The 648-nt window shown below is 43.1% G+C and carries 1 pseudogene; it reads left to right on the top strand.

The window, feature by feature from the left end:
* Window positions 1–648: pseudogene (locus L647_RS0101170) on the top strand (nitrite reductase (NAD(P)H)); the annotation flags it as partial.

Raw genomic sequence — 648 nt, 5'->3', positions numbered from 1 at the left:
GTTATTAAAATCAGTTGTCGATAATGAATTAGCGAGCCGCGGTGTTGAAGTTAACAACCATGTATGTGAGCACTTTGCGTATTCACGCCAAGAACTACTGCACATGGTAAAAGTAGAAAGCATTAAAAGCTTTGATGACTTACTAACTAAACACGGCAGCGGTCATGGCTGTGAAATATGTAAACCGGCAATTGGCTCTATTTTAGCCTCAACATGGAACGACTTTATTTTAGAGCCTGCCCATGTTGGCTTGCAAGACACTAACGATACGTACCTAGCAAACATGCAAAAAGATGGTTCTTACTCTGTTGTACCGCGTATTGCTGGTGGCGAAATAACACCCGACAAACTCATTGTAATTGGACAAGTAGCAAAAGACTTTAACCTCTACTGCAAAGTAACGGGTGGTCAACGTATTGATTTATTTGGTGCGCGCTTAGAAGAGCTTCCTGTTATTTGGGAGCGACTTATAGAAGCGGGATTTGAGACCGGTCATGCTTATGGTAAGTCTCTCAGAACCGTTAAATCGTGTGTGGGTAGTACCTGGTGTCGTTATGGTGTGCAAGACAGCGTTGGACACGCAATAGAAATTGAAAACCGCTATAAAGGACTGCGTGCACCGCATAAATTTAAAATGGCGGTATCGGG

This window comes from Pseudoalteromonas sp. TB64 (assembly GCF_000498095.1).
Classification (GTDB): domain Bacteria; phylum Pseudomonadota; class Gammaproteobacteria; order Enterobacterales; family Alteromonadaceae; genus Pseudoalteromonas.
Note: the sequence above shows the minus strand (reverse complement) of the source record. Positions and strands in the feature narration are given on the sequence as shown.